This window comes from Dactylosporangium sp. NPDC051087 (assembly GCF_055586325.1).
Map to the genome: position 1 here is coordinate 43,186 of NZ_JBVJIJ010000045.1, position 18,367 is coordinate 61,552.

Annotated in this window: 19 protein-coding genes; 13 read left to right on the forward strand and 6 right to left on the reverse strand. The window is 74.1% G+C overall.

Going from position 1 to position 18,367, the window contains the following annotated elements; genetic code table 11:
* Positions 1-14 precede the first annotated feature (14 nt).
* Positions 15-1,754 carry an ABC transporter ATP-binding protein gene (locus ACZ6TV_RS50145; protein ID WP_465307888.1) on the forward strand — a complete coding sequence of 580 codons (1,740 nt, stop codon included), beginning with the start codon at positions 15-17 and terminating at the stop codon, positions 1,752-1,754.
* Positions 1,755-1,780: 26 nt separating this feature from the next.
* Complete coding sequence (locus tag ACZ6TV_RS50150; protein WP_465307890.1) at positions 1,781-2,425, forward strand: GntR family transcriptional regulator; 645 nt, start codon at positions 1,781-1,783, stop codon at positions 2,423-2,425.
* A gap of 13 nt (positions 2,426-2,438) precedes the next feature.
* Here the strand turns inward: ACZ6TV_RS50150 and ACZ6TV_RS50155 are convergent, their stop codons facing one another.
* Together ACZ6TV_RS50155 and ACZ6TV_RS50160 are read right to left on the reverse strand one after the other, a co-directional pair.
* Positions 2,439-3,056, reverse strand: a complete 618-nt coding sequence (locus ACZ6TV_RS50155; RefSeq protein WP_465307892.1) for a hypothetical protein — start codon at positions 3,054-3,056, stop codon at positions 2,439-2,441.
* Positions 3,057-3,121: 65 nt separating this feature from the next.
* Entirely contained in the window at positions 3,122-4,099 is a 978-nt protein-coding gene (locus tag ACZ6TV_RS50160) for a calcium-binding protein (protein ID WP_465307894.1), read from the reverse strand.
* A 119-nt stretch (positions 4,100-4,218) separates the two neighbouring features.
* Here ACZ6TV_RS50160 and atzF point away from each other — a divergent pair, with 119 nt between their 5' ends.
* From atzF to hpxZ, 5 genes are all read left to right on the forward strand, one after another.
* Complete coding sequence (atzF, locus tag ACZ6TV_RS50165) at positions 4,219-5,961, forward strand: allophanate hydrolase (protein WP_465307896.1); 1,743 nt, start codon at positions 4,219-4,221, stop codon at positions 5,959-5,961.
* Complete coding sequence (gene biuH, locus ACZ6TV_RS50170; protein WP_465307898.1) at positions 5,958-6,656, forward strand: biuret amidohydrolase; 699 nt, start codon at positions 5,958-5,960, stop codon at positions 6,654-6,656. The genes atzF and biuH overlap by 4 nt, the downstream gene beginning before the upstream one ends.
* 9 nt (positions 6,657-6,665) lie before the next feature.
* Entirely contained in the window at positions 6,666-7,346 is a 681-nt protein-coding gene (locus ACZ6TV_RS50175; protein ID WP_465307900.1) for a cysteine hydrolase family protein, read from the forward strand.
* Between the two features lie 3 nt (positions 7,347-7,349).
* Complete coding sequence (locus ACZ6TV_RS50180) at positions 7,350-9,065, forward strand: SulP family inorganic anion transporter (RefSeq protein ID WP_465307902.1); 1,716 nt, start codon at positions 7,350-7,352, stop codon at positions 9,063-9,065.
* Between the two features lie 98 nt (positions 9,066-9,163).
* Positions 9,164-9,541: an oxalurate catabolism protein HpxZ gene (gene hpxZ / locus ACZ6TV_RS50185; RefSeq protein WP_465307904.1), complete on the forward strand. Its 378-nt coding sequence runs from the start codon at positions 9,164-9,166 to the stop codon at positions 9,539-9,541.
* 12 nt (positions 9,542-9,553) lie between these two features.
* Here the strand turns inward: hpxZ and ACZ6TV_RS50190 are convergent, their stop codons facing one another.
* The 4 genes from ACZ6TV_RS50190 to ACZ6TV_RS50205 form a co-directional block, all read right to left on the reverse strand.
* Positions 9,554-10,126 carry an HdeD family acid-resistance protein gene (locus tag ACZ6TV_RS50190; protein WP_465307906.1) on the reverse strand — a complete coding sequence of 191 codons (573 nt, stop codon included), beginning with the start codon at positions 10,124-10,126 and terminating at the stop codon, positions 9,554-9,556.
* Entirely contained in the window at positions 10,123-10,407 is a 285-nt protein-coding gene (locus tag ACZ6TV_RS50195) for a chaperone modulator CbpM (protein WP_465307908.1), read from the reverse strand. Before ACZ6TV_RS50195 ends, ACZ6TV_RS50190 begins: the two co-directional genes overlap by 4 nt.
* The gene (locus tag ACZ6TV_RS50200) at positions 10,404-11,363 is read right to left on the reverse strand and encodes a DnaJ C-terminal domain-containing protein (RefSeq protein WP_465307910.1); all 960 of its coding nucleotides are present in this window, start codon (positions 11,361-11,363) and stop codon (positions 10,404-10,406) included. The genes ACZ6TV_RS50195 and ACZ6TV_RS50200 overlap by 4 nt, the downstream gene beginning before the upstream one ends.
* 108 nt (positions 11,364-11,471) lie before the next feature.
* Positions 11,472-12,086, reverse strand: coding sequence for an Hsp20/alpha crystallin family protein (locus ACZ6TV_RS50205; protein WP_465307912.1), 615 nt, complete (start codon positions 12,084-12,086; stop codon positions 11,472-11,474).
* A 155-nt stretch (positions 12,087-12,241) separates the two neighbouring features.
* On the opposite strand from ACZ6TV_RS50205, the gene ACZ6TV_RS50210 reads away from it, so the two are divergent.
* The 6 genes from ACZ6TV_RS50210 to ACZ6TV_RS50235 all read left to right on the forward strand — a co-directional run bounded on the left by ACZ6TV_RS50210 (position 12,242) and on the right by ACZ6TV_RS50235 (position 18,168).
* Positions 12,242-12,637: a DUF2267 domain-containing protein gene (locus ACZ6TV_RS50210; protein WP_465307914.1), complete on the forward strand. Its 396-nt coding sequence runs from the start codon at positions 12,242-12,244 to the stop codon at positions 12,635-12,637.
* Between the two features lie 71 nt (positions 12,638-12,708).
* Positions 12,709-13,311: a hypothetical protein gene (locus tag ACZ6TV_RS50215; RefSeq protein WP_465307916.1), complete on the forward strand. Its 603-nt coding sequence runs from the start codon at positions 12,709-12,711 to the stop codon at positions 13,309-13,311.
* Positions 13,312-13,376: 65 nt separating this feature from the next.
* Positions 13,377-13,913, forward strand: a complete 537-nt coding sequence (locus ACZ6TV_RS50220) for a pyridoxamine 5'-phosphate oxidase family protein (protein WP_465307918.1) — start codon at positions 13,377-13,379, stop codon at positions 13,911-13,913.
* 79 nt (positions 13,914-13,992) lie between these two features.
* Positions 13,993-17,022: an SNF2-related protein gene (locus tag ACZ6TV_RS50225; protein WP_465307920.1), complete on the forward strand. Its 3,030-nt coding sequence runs from the start codon at positions 13,993-13,995 to the stop codon at positions 17,020-17,022.
* A gap of 13 nt (positions 17,023-17,035) precedes the next feature.
* On the forward strand, positions 17,036-17,323 hold the full coding sequence (locus tag ACZ6TV_RS50230; protein WP_465307922.1) for a YciI family protein: 288 nt from the start codon (positions 17,036-17,038) through the stop codon (positions 17,321-17,323).
* On the forward strand, positions 17,320-18,168 hold the full coding sequence (locus ACZ6TV_RS50235) for an SWIM zinc finger family protein (RefSeq protein ID WP_465307924.1): 849 nt from the start codon (positions 17,320-17,322) through the stop codon (positions 18,166-18,168). Before ACZ6TV_RS50230 ends, ACZ6TV_RS50235 begins: the two co-directional genes overlap by 4 nt.
* Positions 18,169-18,367 lie beyond the last annotated feature (199 nt).

Below are 18,367 nucleotides of genomic sequence, written 5' to 3' on the forward strand. Positions count from 1 at the left end.
GATCGGATGGGCGCATGGACTTCGACGGCCGCAGGCCGCTGCGCACCACCGTCCGGCTGCTCGCACCCCGCAAGGGACGCATCATTCTGGCCACCGTGGCGTTCGCGGTGAAGGACAGTCCGATCTGGCTGCTGCCGCTGCTCACCGCCAACATCATCGACGTCGTCGTCGAGCACCGGCCGCTCGTGCAGCTGTGGCTGAACGCGGCCGTCCTCGCCGTGATCCTGCTGCAGAACATCCCCGTGCACATGTTCTGGGTCGCCCAGATGAGCATCGTCGTGCGGGACCTCGGCACCGACCTGCGCTCCGCGCTCGCCGGCCGGCTGCAGCAGCTGTCGATCAGCTTCCACACGAAGGCCGGCGCGAGCGTGCTGCAGACGAAGGTCGTCCGCGACGTCGAGAACGTCGAGATGATGCTCCAGCAGGTGGCGGCGTCGGGCACGTCGGCGGTGCTGACGCTGGCCGGCGCGCTGAGCCTGACCGCGGTCCGGGTGCCGCAGTTCGTGCCGCTGTTCCTGCTGGTGGTCCCGGCGACCGCGGGACTGGTCGCGATGGTCCGGCGCCGCTCCGGCGCCCGCAACGAGGAGTTCCGCCGCCGGGTCGAGGACCTCTCCGCCCGCGTCGACGAGATGGCGCACCTGATGCCGATCACCCGCGCGCACGCCCTGGAGACCGAGGCGCTGCACCGGGTCCGCGGCACCGTCGACGAGGTCCGTGCCGCCGGCCGCCGGCTCGACCTCATCAACGGCAGGTTCGGCGCGTTGTCCTGGGTGACGTACCAGCTGCTCGGCGCCGCCTGCCTGATCGCCGCGGGATGGGCCGCGTGGAGCGGGTCCGCACCGGTGAGCGCCGGGGACGTCGTGCTGCTCAGCACGTACTTCGCGGTGCTCACCTCGTCGGTCATCGGCCTGTTCGGGCTCGCCCCGATCATCACCAAGGGGCTCGAGTCGGTGCGGTCGATCGGCGAGGTGCTCGCCGCGCCGGACCTGGAGCGCAACGAGGGCAAGCAGGTCGTCACCGCGGTCGCGGGCGCGGTCACGTTGCAGGGCGTCGGCTACCGGTACACCGGCGGCGCGGCGCCCGCGGTCACCGGCGTCGACCTCGACGTGCGGCCCGGGGAGACCATCGCGTTCGTCGGGCCGTCCGGCTCCGGCAAGTCGACGATGCTGAACCTGCTCATCGGGTTCATCCGGCCGACCGACGGGCGCATCCTGCTCGACGGCGTCGACATGGAGCGCATCGACCTGCGCAGCTACCGCCGCAGCGTCTCCGTCGTGCCGCAGGAGTCCGTGCTGTTCGACGGCACGATCCTCGACAACGTCACGTACGGCCTGCGCGGCATCACACAGGACACCGTCGTCGGGGCGCTGCGCGACGCCAACGCCCTCGAGTTCGTCGAGCGGCTCCCGCACGGCTGGGACACCGTCGTCGGCGAGCGCGGCGCCCTGCTGTCCGGCGGTCAGCGGCAGCGGCTGGCGATCGCCCGGGCGCTGGTCCGCGACCCGCGCGTCCTGCTCCTCGACGAGGCGACGTCGGCGCTGGACAGCGAGTCCGAGTCGCTGGTGCAGGAGGCGCTGACCCGGCTGATGCGGGGCCGGACGACGTTCGTGGTCGCGCACCGGCTCGCCACCGTGCGCGGCGCCGACCGGGTCGCGGTGCTGTCCGGTGGCCGGCTCGCCGAGCTCGGCACCCACGACGAGCTCATCGCCGCCGATGGCCTGTTCGCCAGGCTGCACCGGCTCCAGAGCGTCTGACCGGCGGAGTCTGCGACACTGGGCGGGTGAAGCCCGCAGCGTCCGAGGAGCTGGCCAGCGCGAGCCTGGTCGAGCTCGCCGTGTCGCGGCTGCGCCGGGAGATCCTCAGCGGCGCCACCGACCCCGGTGAGCGGCTCGTCGAGCAGCAGCTGACCCGGCGCTTCGGCATCAGCCGCGCCCCGCTGCGGGAGGCGCTGCGCCTGCTCGCCCAGCAGGGGCTGGTCGAGCACGTGCCGCGCCGCGGCGTCCGGGTCGCGACCCTGTCGGCCGGCGACATCCAGGAGCTGTATGAGGTCCGCGACGTGCTGGAGCGGCACGCCGTCTCGGTCACCGACCCGCACGCCGACCTGGCCGGTGTCGCCGCCGCGGTGAAGGCGATGCAGGAGGCCGACGCGCGCGGCGACCAGTTCGACGTGGCGACCGCGCACCGCGAGTTCCACGTGGCGGTCGTCGCGCTCGCCGGCAACCGTCAGCTCACGGACGTCTACGAGTCGATCCTGGTCAAGATCCAGCTGTACATGGCGCTCAACCTGCGCCGGGAGGCCGAGGTCGCCCGCCCGCACGACGGCGTGCACCGGCACGAGCGGCTGTTCGCGGCGGTGTCCGCCCGCGACACCGCCGCGGTGCTCGCCGCCCTCGACGAGCACGGCGCCCGCTCCTACCTCCCCTGAGCGCGCACCGCCGTCAGGGGCTGGGCGCGGCCCAGCCGTGCGACGGCGGCGCTTCGACCGCGGCGGACGCGTCGACGGCGGCGGGCCTGTCGAGACGAGCGGTGGCGGGGACGGTGAAGCCGGCCGGCATCGGATAGCCGGGTGCCGGTTGCGACCGCAGCGCCGCGAGGAACGCCGGGTGTGCGTGCCGCACCTCCAGCCACAGCCCGTCGCGGCTGACCCGGGCCCCCGCCACGAGGGTGCGGGTGCTGCTCGCGGCCACCAGGAGACCGGCGACCGCGCACAGCAGGGCGATGCCGATGGTGGAGTACCCGGGCGTGGACGGGTCCCGCTCGACGGCGGCCACGGCGACGGCCACGCTGCCGAGGAACGTGGCGTAGCCGGCCCCGACCGGGACCGCGAAGCGCAGCTCGCAGCGGCCGCACCACGGCCAGGCCGGCACGACGACCTCCCTGCGCAGCGGCCGGAGGACGAGGTGGTAGATCAGGCGCCCGCCGAGGACGGAGACCGGCCACATCCACGGCGCGAGCGCAGACAGGAAGGCCATCTCCCGCGGCTTCGCGACGTGGCGGCCGTGGCGGGGGCAGACGGGCGGCACGGGCGCGCCGGCGGGGATGCGGACGAACGGCATGGCAGGCTCCGGAGCCGAAGGGATCGCCGGATCCTGCCATGCCGCGCGCCGTTACGGCAGTGCGCTCACGGGATCGGGACGAGGACGGAGCAGCTGATGGTCGTGGCGCCGTCGGCACCCGGGTAACAGAGGTCGGAGTCCGCGCCGCCGTCGAGGGTGTCGTTGCCGGCATCGCCGTACAGCACGTCGTTGCCCGTGCCGCCCTTGATGGTGTCGGCGCCCTGCCGGCCGCGGAGCGTGTCGGGCCCGCCCGCGCCGTCGATGACGTCGTCGCCGGAGTACGTGGTGCACGGCGGCGGCGCCTGGATGGCGGTGGGCGCGAGCTGCGCGGATCCCGTCGGGTACGGGAAGCACGGCGTGGTGTACCAGCCGCCGTCGATGACGTTGGCGCCGGCGTCGCCGGTGAGCTTGTCGGCCGCGCCGCCGCCGGTGAGGTTCTCGATCTGGCCGAAGACGTCGTGCTCGCCGGTCAGCGGGTCGCCGCCGCCCGACATGTCCGCCGTGATCTTCGCCTGGCGGCCCTGGAAGGTGACGGTGTCCGTACCGTTGCCGCCGAAGAGCCAGTCGTCGCCGGGGCCGGAGTAGAAGATGTCGTCGCCCTCACCGCCCGAGGCGTCGCCGGCCGCCCCCGAGGTGGGGTGGCCGCCCATCTTGATGACGTCGTTGCCGTCGCCGCCGAAGGCGTGCATGTTGGAGGCGGACCGGTTGTCGATGACGTCGTCGAGGTCGTAGGTCTTGATGTCCAGGAACGTCGAGCCGTGCACGCAGTGGACGGTGTTCTGGTTGTTGGCGTACGGGTAGCTGCAGGTGCTCCCGTCCGGGGTGCTGAACGTGATCGGGTAGACGTCGGTGAAGGCGACGACGCCCGCCGACGGGTTGCTGATGGTGAGCCGGTTGGCCTGGTTGAGCGCCGCCTCGTAGTGCATCTCACCGCTCATGGTGAGTGTGGCGACCGGTGGTGCCGCGTGTGCGGGGCCCACGGCGGCGACGGTGAAGCCGACACCGACGATGACCGCGAGCCCGATCCGGGACAGTCGTCTCATCGCGGCAGGGTCGCAGTGATGGCGATCACATACGAGCAACTGTCGGGTACTGCACCTTGGACATCGGCGCGTTACAAGCGCCGCGGTCGGGCGTAACAGAACTGTCGACAATCGACAGTATGACCGCACTGGCCACCCGAGCGGGGATCGCCGCGCTTCGCGACGCGTACCTGAGCGGCACCCTCACCCCCGGCGACGTCGCCGAGCGGGTCGCCGCCGCGCCGTCCGCGCCCGGGGTCTGGATCAGCCGGGTGCCGGCCAAGGAGCTCCGCGCCCGTGCACGGCAGTTGCGGGACCTGGACCCGGACCTCCTCCCCCTGTACGGCATCCCGTTCGCCGTCAAGGACAACATCGACGTCGCCGGCATGCCGACGACCGCCGCCTGCCCGGCGTTCGCCTACACCCCGTCCCGTAGCGCGCCCGTCGTGGAGAAGCTCCTCGCCGCCGGCGCGATGCTCGTCGGCAAGACCAACCTCGACCAGTTCGCGACCGGGCTCACCGGGTCCCGCTCCCCCTACGGCGCCGTCGAGAGCGTCTACGGCGGCGGGCTCATCGCCGGCGGGTCGAGCTCCGGCTCCGCCGTCGCGGTCGCCTCGGGCGTCGTCGCGTTCGCCCTCGGCACCGACACGGCCGGCTCCGGCCGGGTGCCCGCCGCGCTCAACGGAATCGTCGGGCTCAAACCGACCCGCGGGCTGCTCAGCACCACCGGCGTCGTGCCCGCGTGCCGGTCCCTCGACTGCGTCTCGATCTTCACGCTCGACGTCGCCGACGCCCGAACGGTCCTCGAGGTGACGCGGGGACCCGCGGCCGGGGACCCCTGGTCGCGGGCGGCCACCGGTGAAAGCCTCCCACCGGCGGCCGTCCGCCTCGGCGTCGCCCGCCCCGGCGCCCTCGACTTCGACGGCGACCACGGCCAGGCGGAGCGCTACGTCGCCGGCTGCCTCGCCGCCGCGCGGCTCACGGCCACCACCGACCAGGTCGGCATCGCCCCCCTGCTGGCGGCCGGGGCGCTGCTGTACGAGGGCCCGTGGGTCGCCGAACGCCTGGCCGACCTCGAGGACTTCCTGCGCGGGCACGGCGCCGACGTGCTGCCGCTGACCCGCGGCATCCTGGAGGGCGGCCACGCGTTCACCGCCGCCGACACGTTCCGGGCACAGCACCGGCTGCAGGTGCTCAAGGAGGAGACCGCGCGGCTGTTCGCCGGAATCGACGTGCTGATCCTGCCGACCGTGCCGACGACGTTCACCCTCGACGAGATCGCCGAGGAGCCGTTGCGCCGCAACGCGGTCCTGGGCCGCTGGACGCAGTTCGCGAACCTGCTCGACCTCGCCGTCGTCGCCGTGCCCAACGGGACCACACCCGACGGGCGGCCTGCGGGCCTGTCGCTGATCGGCCCGGCCTTCGCCGAGGGCACGCTGCTCGGGCTCGCCGCCGCGTTCAGGGGCGAGGCGCCGCAGGTACACCAGACGCATCCGGCGACCGTGGACCTCGCCGTCGCCGGGCACCACCTGCGCGGCGGGTCGCGCAACGCCGAGCTGGTCGCGCTCGGCGGGAGGTTCGTGCGCACCACCCGGACCGAGGCGTGCTACCGGCTGCACCTGCTGCCGACGGGCGTGCCCGGCCTCGTGCGGGTCGGCGACGGGCAGGGCGCGCACATCGAGGTCGAGATCTGGCGGCTGCCGACCGCGGCGGTGGGCGCACTGCTCGGCAGCGTCACGGCGCCGCTGTCGATCGGCTATCTGTCCACGGTGGACGGCGCAACGGTGCAGGGGTTCCTGTGCGAGGCGTACGCCGCCGGCACCGCGCAGGACATCACCGCGAGCGGGGGCTTTCGGGCACACCGGCAAGAGGAGGGGCAATGAGTGCAAGCATCGGCCCGGTCGTCGGCGCCAGGCCCTACGCCTGGCCCTACGACGGCTCGGTCCCGGTCGGGCGCACGGCGCTGCTGTGCATCGACTGGCAGACGGACTTCTGCGGCCCGGGCGGCTACGTCGACAGCATGGGCTACGACATCGGCCTGACCCGCGCGGGGCTGCCGGCGACCGCGAAGCTGCTCGACCACGTGCGCGGCCTGGGCATGCTGGTCGTGCACACCCGGGAGGGGCACGACCCGGACCTGTCGGACCTGCCGCCCAACAAGCGCTGGCGGTCCGCGCGGATCGGCGCCGAGATCGGCTCGACCGGGCCGTGCGGCCGGATCCTCGTCAAGGGCGAGCCCGGCTGGGAGATCGTGCCGGAGGTGGCGCCGGCGCCCGGCGAGGTCGTCGTCGACAAGCCCGGCAAGGGCGCGTTCTACGCCACCAACCTCGACCTGGTGCTGCGCACCCACGGCATCACCCACATCATCCTGACCGGCATCACCACCGACGTGTGCGTGCACACGACGATGCGTGAGGCGAACGACCGTGGCTACGAGTGCCTGATCCTGAGCGACTGCACCGGCGCCACCGACCCGTCCAACCACGACGCCGCCCTGCACATGGTCACCATGCAGGGCGGGGTCTTCGGCTGCGTCGCCACGTCCGCGGACGTGATCGCGGCGACCGTGTCTTCGTAGGAGCCCCCGATGGCCACAGTGGACGCACTGCCAGGACCCTTCACCTTCGACCCGGCCACCACCGCCGTGCTCGTCATCGACATGCAGCGCGACTTCATGGAGCCCGGCGGCTTCGGCGAGACCCTCGGCAACGACGTCGCGCAGCTGCGCCGCGTCATCGAGCCGACGGCGGCGCTGCTGGCGGCCTGCCGCGCGACCGGCCTCACCGTCATCCACACCCGTGAGGGGCACCTGCCGGACCTGTCCGACTGCCCACCGGCGAAGCTGCACCGCGGCGACCCCAGCCTGCGCATCGGCGCCCCCGGCCCGATGGGCCGCATCCTCGTCCGCGGCGAGCACGGCCACGGCATCATCGACGAGCTCGCGCCGGCCCCCGGCGAGCTCGTCGTCGACAAGCCCGGCAAGGGCGCGTTCTACCGCACCGAGCTCGGCGAGGTGCTCGCGGCGGCCGGGATCCGCAGCCTCGTCGTCACCGGCGTGACCACCGAGGTCTGCGTGCACACCACCGTGCGGGAGGCCAACGACCGCGGCTACGAGTGTCTCGTGCTGTCGGACTGTGTCGGCTCGTACTTCCCGCAGTTCCAGGAGGCGGGCCTGGCGATGATCGCCGCGCAGGGCGGCATCTTCGGCTGGGTCGCGCCCTCCACCTCCTTCATCGCCGCATTGCAACCGTCTCTGCAGAGGACGTGAGCCATGTCCACCGACACATCCCTCAAGGTCCCGTGGTGGGTCCGCGGTGACACCAACGCCTTCTTCGGCTTCGGCGTCAACGTGCTCGTCAACGTACTGACGCTGACCTCGCTGTGCCTGTTCGTGGTGAAGCTCAGCGAAGGCGACGTCTTCCAGGCGATCCTGCCTGCGCTCGGCATCGCGCTCGTCGCCGGCAACGTCTACTACACGTTCCTGGCCCGGCGCCTCGCCCGCAAGGAGCACCGCACCGACGTCACGGCGCTGCCCTACGGGCCCAGCGTCCCGCACATGTTCATCGTCATCTTCGTCATCATGCTGCCCGTGTACCTGAAGACGAACAGCCCGACGATGGCCTGGAAGGCCGGCCTGGCCTGGGCGTTCATCATCGGCGTCATCGTCGTCGTCGGGGCGTTCATCGGCCCGTACATCCGCAGGTACGCGCCGCGGGCCGCGCTCCTGGGCACCCTGGCCGGCATCAGCATCACGTTCATCTCGATGCTGCCCGCCGCCCGCATGTGGGACCTGGCCTGGGTCGCGCTGCCGGTGTTCGCGCTGCTGCTGATCGGCCTGCTCACCGACACGAAGCTGCCCGGCAACTTCCCGATCGGCCTCGCCGCGCTGCTCGTCGGCACCGCGATCGGCTGGGCCGGCGGCGCCATGGACGGCAACGCGGTCAGCGCCGCCGTCGACGACATCGGCTTCGCGCTGCCCGGCCTGCACCTGGACCTGCTCACCTCGGGCCTGTCCGACGTGGCGCCGCTGCTGGCGACCGCGATCCCGCTCGGCGTCTACAACTTCACCGAGGGCATGTCCAACGTGGAGAGCGCCGCGGCCGCCGGCGACAACTACAACCTGCGCAGCGTCCTGCTCGCCGACGGCGCCGGGGCGATCATCGGCGCGGCGCTCGGCTCGCCGTTCCCGCCCGCCGTGTACGTCGGGCACCCCGGCTGGAAGAAGGCCGGCGGTGGCAGCGGCTACTCGATGGCGACCGGCATCGTCATCGCGGTCCTGTGTTTCCTCGGCCTCTTCGGCTTCCTCGGGGCGATCTTCCCGCTGCCGGCGATCGTGCCGATCCTGCTGTACATCGGCCTGCTGATCGGCGCGCAGGCGTTCCAGTTCTCGCCCAGGGCGCACGCCGCGGCGGTGATCGCGGCGCTGATCCCCAACATCGCGCAGTGGGCCACCAGCCAGATCGACAACTCCCTCGCGGCGGCGGGCACCACCGCGGCGAAGGTCGGCGACGCGGCCCTGGCCGGCAACGGCGTCATCTACAGCGGGCTGCTGACCCTCGGGCAGGGCGCGATCCTCGCCGGGCTCGTCTTCGGGTCGATCGTCGCGTTCATCATCGACAAACGCTTCGTCCACGCGGGGATCTTCGCGCTGTCCGGGGCGGTCCTCGCCTTCGTGGGGCTGATCCACGGGGAGAAGGTCGCCTGGAACGCCAACGGCCAGGTCGCGCTCGGCTACCTGTTCGTCGCGGTGGTGTGCGGACTGTTCGCGCTGAGCCGCCCGCAGCCGCGGGCCAAGGACGCCGACGAGCTCGAACTGGACCGCCTGCACGGCGAGGGCGAGCCGTCCGGCGCCCCCTCCGCCGCCGCCCCGGACACTACGGTCCCGGCGGCCGGTCCTCTCGCGGCCGCCGCCACCCTGACGGCACCCGCCGCACCCGCCGCACCCGCCGCACCCGCCACCACCGGCGGGCCGGCGCCGGCGGTCTAGCCTCACCAACGGCGCGGTGGTCCCTCATCCTCAGGGACCACCGCGCTCAGGGACCACGGGGAACGTCGTGCAAGCCGTTCGCAGCAGAAGGGACCGCCGTGCGGATCGACCGGGACGACGTCGTCGCCGAGGTGACGGCGGCCTTCGTGGCGTACGAGAAGGCGCTCGTCGCCAACGACACCGCCGCCCTGGCCGAGGCCTTCTGGGACTCGCCGGCCGTGGTGCGCTTCGGCATCGCCGACCGGCAGACCGGCGCCGGGGAGCTCCGGGCGTGGCGGGCCGCGCAGGCGCAGCTGCCACCGGGGCGGCGGCTGTTCGGCACCAGGGTCACCACGTTCGGCACCGACCTGGCGACCGTCACCACGATGTTCGACTACCCCGGCGGCGAGGACCGTCCCGGGCGGCAGTCCCAGACCTGGGTCCGCCTCCCGGAGGGCTGGCGCATCGTGCACGCCCACGTCTCGCAGTCGCGGTAGCCCGCCGCCGGCTCAGTGCGCCGCGGAGAGGCGGCCCCGGCCCTGGTGGGTGAGCTGGTAGGCGGCGACCAGGAGCAGTGCGCCGCTGACGATGGCGTACAGGCCGATCGCCCACGCGATCGCGACCGCGCCGGCGGCCGGGCGGACCACGACGAACAGCCCGGCGACCACGGAGATCGCGCCGACCAGCGCCACGGTCCAGCCGCCGTGCTGGCGGGTGGCGAGCCACAGGTCGGCGACGCCGGTCACGATCGCCCACGCCCCGACGAGGACGGCCAGCACCACCACGGTGATGCCCGGCCAGACCAGCGCGAGCACGCCGGCGGCCAGGCCGAACAGCCCGGCGACCACCCGCGCCACGCGTGGTCCGGTGCCGTCGGCGAAGCCGGTCACCGGGTTCGTCGCGCCCGCGGACGGGCGCATCGCGTGCACGAGCTGCTCGATGCCGGTCGCGACCGCGAAGATCCCGAACAGCAGCGCGAGCGCGATCACCGTCACCGCGGGCCAGATGACCGCGAGGATCCCGAACGCGATGGCGAGGACCCCGCGCACACCGAGCAGCCACGCCTCTCTTCTGAGCATCATGCCCTCCTAGCGAGTCGGTCTTCGAGTTCGTCGATCCGGTCGAGCAGGTCCAGCACCACGCCGACGGCGGCGTAGTTGAGCGTCAGATCGTCGTGGAGCCGGCGGATGCGGGCCACGGTGGCCAGCTCCCGCACGGCGAAGCCGGGTGTGCCGCCCGGGCCGGCGGTGACCTCCACCAGCCCCAGCGTGACCAGCCGTGCCACGAGCTCGGGATGCAGCCCGGCCGCGGAGGCGAAGTCCTCCAGCGGCAGCCGCGCCGCTCGTACCAGTGGAAAGCTCATGCGGGGCTCCGGGGGTCGGTCGTGGACGCCGCGGCGAGTTCCGCGTAGAGCCGCCGCTCGCGCTCGGACAGGTCCGGCGGGAGGACGATGCGGACCTTGGCGTACAGGTCGCCGGCGGTGCCCCGGGGATTGGGCAGGCCCTTCCCGCGCAGCCGCAGCCGGCGCCCCGACGACGAGCCGGGAGGCACGTCCATGCGCACCTGCCCGCCCGGGGTCTGGACCGGCACGGGCGCGCCGAGCGCCGCCTCCCACGGCGTGACCGGCAGCTCGACCATGATGTCCCGCCCGCGGACCCGGTACCGCGGATGCGGCGACAACCGCACGACGAGGTAGAGGTCCCCGGACGGCCCGCCGTCGCTGCCGGGCCCGCCCTGCCCGGCGAGCCGGACGCGCTGCCCGTCGGCGACCCCCGCCGGGATGTCCACTGTGTACTGCCGCGGCCGCCCGGCGGGTCCCGGCAGCGTGATCGTGCGCCGGCCGCCGTGGTAGGCGTCCTCGACGCCGACGGCGAGCTCGGCCTCGGTGTCCGCGCCGGCCCTGCCCGGCGCCCGGTCCCGTGGGCCCGGCTGGTTGTACGGGGGCCGACGGCGCCCGGGGCCGGGTCCGGACCCGCCGAGGCCGTCGCGGAAGAGGCTGCCGAGCCAGTCGTCCCCAGAGCCCCCAGGGGCCCCAGCGGCCCCAGCGGCCCCAGCGGCCCCAGCGGCCCCGGAGGCGGCAGAGGCCGCGGGGGCCTCGCCCGGGCCGAGGCTCGCGTCGTACGCCCGGCGCCGCCGCGGGTCGGACAGCACCTGGTACGCCTCGGCGATCGCCTTGAAGCGTTCCTCCGCGCCGGGTTCGCGGTTCACGTCGGGGTGGTGCAGGCGGGCGAGGGTCCGGTACGCGCGCCGGACGTCCTCCCGGCGGGCGTTCCTCGGCACGCCGAGGTCTGCGTAGTAGTCGCGGGTGTCAACCGTCATCGGTCCCCCCAACTGGTGCGCCGACCGCGTCGACGGGTGGCCGGCCCACAGCTGGCACCGCGGGCCGGTCTCACGTCGCGCGCCTTGCGGGCCCGAACGGCCGCGGTCTCAGCTCATGCCGCTGCGACCGACCTGCCCCGTGCTGCCGGTCCCGGTGCTGCCGGCCTGCTGGCTCGCCGGTCCGGGCCGGGACTGGCCCTCACGCATCTGCTTCGCCTGCGCCGCGGGCGTCTCCGCCGGGTCCTCGGGCCGGCTCCGCGCCTGCTGCTGCTCCAGCCGGCCGGCGCTCTGCGCGCCCGCACCGGCGTTCTGCTGCTCCAGGACGCGTTTCCCGCTCTGGGACGCGCCCTTGACCGTGATGCGGCGGCTCTGCTCACCGCGCGCCTTCGGCGCCACGATGCTCAGCACGCCGCTGTCGAGGTCCGCCTCGACCCGGTCGTCGTCGATGTCGCCCGGCAGCGCGACGAGGAACTCGAACTCGCCCTCCTGCCGCGCGTGGTGGTGCATCGTGCCCGTGCGGCTGCGGGCACGGTAGCTGCCCGCCACCCGGATCTCGTTGTCCCGCAGGTCGATCCGTACATCGGAGGCGTCGACGCCGGGGAGGTCCAGGTCGACCCGGTAGGCGTCGGTGGTCTCCTCGATGTCGACCGGCACGCCGCCGATGCGGGGCAGCGCCGCCGCCGGGAACGTGAACGCTCGAGGTCGGGTCACCAGGAATGCCATCAGGAGGTCTCCCAACGGTGAGGGGATGTACGCGGCCATGCTGGGCCCCGCCCGGGTGACGTCGTCCCACCCACCGCGGATGAGCGCGGGGCGTCGCGTCGTTCGCTCCCTGCTGGTGATGGTGCTTCACCTGTGCGCTGGGCAGCGTTCGCCGCATGTATGAAGACGTGTTCATCGCGGAGATCCGCGAGAAGACCGGCCTCGCCACCGCCGAGGAGACCCGGCGCGCCGTCCGGGGCGTGCTGCACGCCCTGGCCACCCGCCTGCCGGACGGCTGGGTGCACCACCTCGCGGCGGAACTGCCACCGACGCTCTCGGAGCCGTTGTGGTCCTATCAGCACCTGTACGACCAGGAGGTGCACGTCGACTTCCTCGCCGACGTCGCCGCCCGCGCCGCGGTGCCGCCGGCCCTCGCCGAACGCCTGGCCCGCGCGGTCTTCGCGGCCGTCGCCAGCGCCGCCGACCCGGCCCTGCTGCGCCGCGTCTACGCCCCGCTGACCAGCGACATCCTGGTCCTGACCGAGTCCGACCGTTCCCTGCTGCCCGTCTGAACCGGGAAGGCCCCGTTCACCGCGAACGGGGTCTTCGGCAGGCATCGACCGGTGACGGTATCGTCGCTCGGATGGCTGCCGTGTGCGGGATCGACGACTGTGGCGTGCTCGCGATCGGCCGGTGCCGGGACTGCGGGTCCGCCTTCTGCATGTCGCACCAGGGCCGCAACCCCACGACCGGCGACGGGTACGCCGCGCTGTGCGAGCCGTGCGCCACCCGCCGGCACGCCGCGACGGCCGGGACCCGCGACGTCGCCCCGGTGCAGCGCCCCGCCGACGACCAGCGCTGGGTCATGTCCGGCCAGGCGGTGCGCGACCTGGTCGCGAAGGGTGTGCCGGCGCTGCCGGTGATCGAGCGACGGCACCGGACCGTGAAGCTGCGCTTCGGCGGCGAACGCGTCGAGATCGACGAGATCGAGGTCGGCACCGTGTGGGTCCTCGGCAGGTTCGAGTGGACCCAGCCGGTCGACGGCGTCGCCGAGACCCGCGAGCGGACCACCGGCCTGCTGGCGGAGCCCCGCGGCGGCTACCCGGTCACGGCGTTCCGGCACGCCGTCGCCCGCTGCCGCGTCACCGAGCTCGGCGCCACCCTGGTCCGCGACGGCGGCGCGGAGCTGGAGGCCCGCGCCATCCCCCTGATCGCCAGGACCGCCCGCCGCCTGCTGCGCGAATGACACGACCGGGAATGACACCCCCGGCGAGTTGACCCGTGCGGCGGCGGTACGCCAGTCTGGCTGCCATGCTCTCGTGGGGGCGCTTCCGGCGCTCGGCGCCCGACCTCGCCGCGGCCGGTCGCCGGCTGCTCTACCGCGGCGGCGTCGGCCTCGCCTACCTGGGCACGGTGCGCGCCGACGGCGGGCCGCGGGTGCACCCGGTCAGCCCGCTGCTCGTCGAGGACGGTCTCTTCGCCCTGCTCATGGTGTCCCCGAAGCTCGAGGACCTGCTCAGGGACGACCGGTTCGCGCTGCACACGTTCCCGCTGCACGACGGCGAGGACGCCTGCTACCTGACCGGCCGGGCCAGGTTCCCCCGGGACGAGGCGCTGCGCCGCAGCGTCGCCGCCGCGTTCCTGGCCGAGCGGTCCATGGCCGGGCCGCCGCCCGGCTTCGGGCAGAACGTCCTGGTCGAGCTGCTGATCGGCACGTGCGTGCTCAGCCGGGACGGTGAGCACGTCACCTGGGCGGCGGCCGGACCCCACCGGTTCGAGGTCGGCCGGCACCGCGGGGATCAGCGCGAGTACACCGCCGGCTCCCACAGCGGGCACCGCGCGACATGAACGATCGTGACAGCGACACCCGTCGCTGAAGCGAGGGTTCAGCCGCCCGTGACACCGGGTCTGGACTAGGCTCGCGCGGGTGATCGTCGTGCACGCCGCCTGGCTCGACGCTCGCCTGTGCCTGTGGGCCGAGGACCCCGACCTGCCGCCCGCCCAGCGCCGCGGCGGCCGCCGCCCGAAGGTCGCCCCGCACCCGTTCGCCGTCCGCGGTCTCCGCCTCGACGCGGACACCGGCGTCGCCGCGACCAGGACGCTCGCCCTGCCCACCCGCGGCGGCCTCCCCGAGCCGTCCCCCGCCGCCATGTCCCGGCTCACGCCCGCCGACGCTCCCCTCCAGCTGAGCGAGTGGGCGGTCGACACCGTCGAGTACGGCCCCGACGACGCCTACGCGCTGCTGCGCTCCACCGCCGTCGCCATCGCCGCCGACGACGGCACCGAGGACTTCGTCTTCGGCGACTCGGTGCGCGCCCTCGCCACCGTCGCGTCGTTCGCCGCCTCCCTCGTCCGCCGGGGGCGGATGCTGCCCGGTCTGCTCGACGGGGAGGCCCGCTGGATCCCGGTCCTGACCGGCAAGGACGCCGCCTACACGAGATCGCTGGCGCTGGCGCTGCCGCAGTCGGCGCTCGGCGCCTCCGGCACCCGGGCGGCACTGCTCACCGAGGTCCTCGACACCCTGGTCGACGCCGCCGCGCGGGCCGTGCTGCCCGCCGCGACCCACCGGGTCACCGGCACCGCCGGGGCCTGGCTGACCGCGCTCACCGGCACCGACCGCACCGTCGCCGGCGCCCCGGCCGAGCTCGACGCCCTCCGGAAGGACCTCCAGACCTGGCAGGCCGACGCCGTCGGCGGCGCGGTCCGCGCCTGCTTCCGGCTCGTCGAACCACCCGAGCCCGGCACCATCGAAGAGGCCCTCCGGACCGCCACGGCCGGCGACGACGAACCCGTCTGGCGGCTCGAATACGCGCTGCAGGCGGCCGACGAGCCCAGCCTCGTCGTCGACGCCGGCACCGTCTGGCAGGCGCACGGTCCCCTCGAACTGTCCCAGTGGCAGGTCCCCGCGCCGCAGGAGACGCTGCTCGCCGAGCTCGGCCGGGCCAGCCGCCTGTACCCGGCGCTCGAGGACTCGCTGCGCACCGCCACACCCGACGGCCTCACGCTCGACACCGCCGGCGCCCACCAGCTGCTCAGCGAGCACGCGCCGCTGCTCGCCGGCGCCGGGTTCGGGATGCTGCTGCCGGGCTGGTGGCGCAAGCCCCAGGCGCGGCTGGGCGCCCGGCTCACCGCCCGCAGCCCGTCCACCCAGCCCGGCACCGTCAACACCGCGAGCGCCGTCGGCCTCGGCAGCGTCATCGACTACCGGTGGGAGCTCGCCATCGGCGGCGACGCGCTCACCGAGGAGGAGCTGCGCCGCCTCGCCGACCTCAAGGCACCGCTCGTGCAGCTGCGCGGGCAGTGGGTCGAGCTCGACCCCCGCCGCCTCGCCGCCGGTCTGGAGATCATGCGCCGGCAGGCCGAGGACGCCGAGATGACGGTCGCCGACCTGCTGCACCTCGCCGGCGGCGACACCGAAGGCCCCGGCGGGCTGCCGGTCGTCGAGGTCGCCGCCGACGGCTGGCTCGGCGACCTGCTGTCCGGGGACACCGAGCTGCGCGTCCCGGCCGCCGAGCCGCCACCCGCCTTCACCGGCAGTCTCCGCCCGTACCAGCTGCGCGGCCTGAGCTGGCTGAGCTTCCTGGAGTCGGCCGGGCTCGGCGGCATCCTCGCCGACGACATGGGGCTGGGCAAGACCGTGCAGCTGCTCGCGCTGCTGGCCCGCGACGCGCCCGGCCCGACGCTGCTCGTCTGCCCGATGTCGCTGGTCGGCAACTGGCAGCGGGAGGCCGCGAAGTTCGCGCCGAGCCTGCGGGTGCACGTCCACCACGGCGCCGAGCGGGCCCGCGGCGCCGACTTCCGCGCCGCCGTCGCCGCCTCCGACGTCGTCATCACCACCTACGCGATCGCCGCCCGCGACGCCGTCGCGCTGAAGTCCATGCCCTGGCACCGGCTCGTCCTCGACGAGGCCCAGGCCGTCAAGAACGCCGCCACCAAGCAGGCGACCGCCGTGCGCGGGCTGCCCGCCCGGCACCGCATCGCCGTCACCGGCACCCCGGTCGAGAACCGGCTCGCGGACCTGTGGTCCATCATGGACTTCGCCAACCCCGGGCTGCTCGGCTCCGCCACCAAGTTCCGCGAGCGCTTCGCCGAGCCCGTCGAGCGCCGCGGCGACGCCGACGCCGCCGCCCGGCTGCGCCGCATCACCCAGCCCTTCGTGCTGCGCCGGCTCAAGACCGACCGCAGCATCATCTCCGACCTGCCGGAGAAGCTGGAGATGGAGGTGCTGTGCAACCTCACCCGCGAGCAGGCGTCGCTGTATCAGGCCGTCGTCGACGAGATGCTCGGCAAGATCGAACGCAGTGAGGGCGTCGCCCGGCGCGGCCTGGTCCTGGCGACCATGACCCGGCTCAAGCAGATCTGCAACCACCCGGCGCACGCCATGCGCGACGGCAGCCGCCTCGCCGGGCGCAGCGGCAAGCTCCTGCGCCTGGAGGAGATCCTCGACGAGGTCCTCGCCGCCGGGGAACGGGCCCTCGTCTTCACCCAGTACGCGGAGTTCGGCGGCATGCTCCGCGCCCACCTGTCCGCCCGGCTCGGCCGCGAGGTCGCCTACCTGCACGGCGGCCTCGACAAACCCGCCCGCGACGCGCTCGTCGCCCGCTTCCAGGCGGCCGCGCCGTCCTCGCCGCCGGTGTTCGTGCTGTCGCTCAAGGCCGGCGGGACCGGGCTCACCCTGACCGCCGCCAACCACGTCGTGCACGTCGACCGCTGGTGGAACCCGGCGGTCGAGGACCAGGCCACCGACCGCGCGTTCCGGATCGGGCAGCGCCGCGCCGTGCAGGTCCGCAAGTTCGTCACCGCCGGCACCGTCGAGGAGAAGATCGCCGCGATGATCAACGAGAAGCGTGGCCTCGCCGCGAGGATCGTCGGCACCGGCGAGCAGTGGCTGACCGAGCTGTCCACCAGTGAGCTGCGCTCCCTGCTCGCTCTGGAGGCGGGCGCGGTCGTCGAGTAGCTAGACTGCACCGATGTTCGTGATCACGCTCAGCTATCTGGTCGGCGTCGAGGAGATCGACGAGGCGATGCCCGCGCACCTCGAGTGGCTCGAGGCGCAGTACGAGGACGGCGTCTTCCTCGCCTCCGGCGCGCAGGTCCCGCGCAAGGGCGGCGTCATCCTCGCCGCCGGGCTGCCCCGCCTGGAGCTGGAGGCGCGGCTGTCGCTGGACCCGTTCCAGCAGAAGAACCTCGCCGCCTACGAGGTCGTCGAGTTCGTCCCGCGCGTGGTCAAGCCCGGCCTGGAGGCTCTGCAGGCGTGACCACCCCTGACTACTGGGGGTCCCGGACCGTCAAGGTCGAGGGCGGGATCCGGGCCCGCAGCACCCGCGGCGACATCGGCGAGAGCTGGTGGAGCAAGCGCTTCCTCGGCGTCCTCGAGTCGTTCGCGCTCGGCACCCGCCTCACCCGCGGCCGCAACTACGCCCGCGCCGGGCAGGTCCTCACCCTGACCGTCGAGCCCGGCACCGTCGCCGCCGTCGTGCAGGGGTCGCGGCCCACGCCGTACCAGGTGAGCATCGCCCTGCGCGTCTTCGACGACGACGTGTGGCACCGGGTCGAGGCCGCCCTCGCCGCGGAGGCCCTCGGCGCCGCGAAGCTCCTCGCCGGCGAGATGCCGCCGCACGTCGAGGACGTGTTCGCCGCCGCCGACGCGCCGCTCTTCCCCAGCCGCGTCCACGACCTCACGATGCGCTGCTCGTGCCCCGACGCCGCCGTGCCGTGCAAACACCTCGCCGCCGCCTTCTACCTCCTCGCCGAGCGCTTCGACGCCGACCCGTTCCAGATCCTGCTGTGGCGGGGCCGCGGCCGCGAGACCCTCCTGGCCAACCTGCGCACCCTGCGCACCGGGGCCGGCACCGCGTCCGCCGAGGCCACCGGGTCCGCCGAGGCCGCCGCGCCGGTCGTGACGGGGGCCGCGCGGGTCCTCGCCGACATGGACGAGCCGGAGGTCGAGCTGGAGCGGTTCTGGTATCCGCCGGTGCCGCTCGCCGAGCCGGAGCCCGCGGCGGTGACCGGCCGGGACCTCCTGCTGCGCCAGCTGCCCACCCCGCCGGCGGCGCTGGGCGGGCGGGACCTGCTCACGGCATTGCGCGGCTGGTACCGGTAGGCCCGTTCACGTTCGGGTAGGGTCGCGGACATGACCGGTCCGTACCCGCCGCAGCAGCCGGATCCGCTCCAGCCTGGGCAGTCCGGCGGACCGGACGACGACCAGCCACCGCCGGGCACGCAGCCGCCCCCGGGCCCGCCGCCGCAACACCCCGCGCCGCAGCCCGCCGCACCACAACACCCCGCACCACAACACCCCG